General features: G+C 72.8%; 1 pseudogene. It reads left to right on the forward strand.

Going from position 1 to position 490, the window contains the following annotated elements:
• Positions 1 to 190: 190 nt before the first annotated feature.
• Positions 191 to 490, forward strand: a pseudogene (locus BFS05_RS06855) (hypothetical protein); the annotation flags it as partial.

Below are 490 nucleotides of genomic sequence, written 5' to 3' on the forward strand. Positions count from 1 at the left end.
GTATAAGAGACAGGGATAAATACCTTGCTGACGGGAAAGCATATAATGAATTACATAGAACCCCTAATCAATGTCGATATATCTATCGCTGTGGCACTGGATGGAATACCGATGGAACACCAGATGGTGACGGTGATGTAACTAATAGCAAATAGTTTCCATCTTTACTCATTTTCCCTTTACATAGTGGTTGGTTTTAGACKMMTKCYAAAASCAASSACCCCCCCCCCCCCCCCCCCCCCCCCCCCCCCCCCCCCCCCCCCCCCCCCCCCCCCCCCCCCCCCCCCCCCCCCCCCCCCCCCCCCCCCCCCCCCCCCCCCCCCCCCCCCCCCCCCCCCCCCCCCCCCCCCCCCCCCCCCCCCCCCCCCCCCCCCCCCCCCCCCCCCCCCCCCCCCCCCCCCCCCCCCCCCCCCCCCCCCCCCCCCCCCCCCCCCCCCCCCCCCCCCCCCCCCCCCCCCCCCCCCCCCCCCCCCCCCCCCCCCCCCCCCCC

Origin of the sequence: Gardnerella coleohominis (assembly GCF_002896555.1) — a bacterium.
In the GTDB taxonomy this organism is placed as follows: domain Bacteria; phylum Actinomycetota; class Actinomycetes; order Actinomycetales; family Bifidobacteriaceae; genus Bifidobacterium; species Bifidobacterium vaginale_F.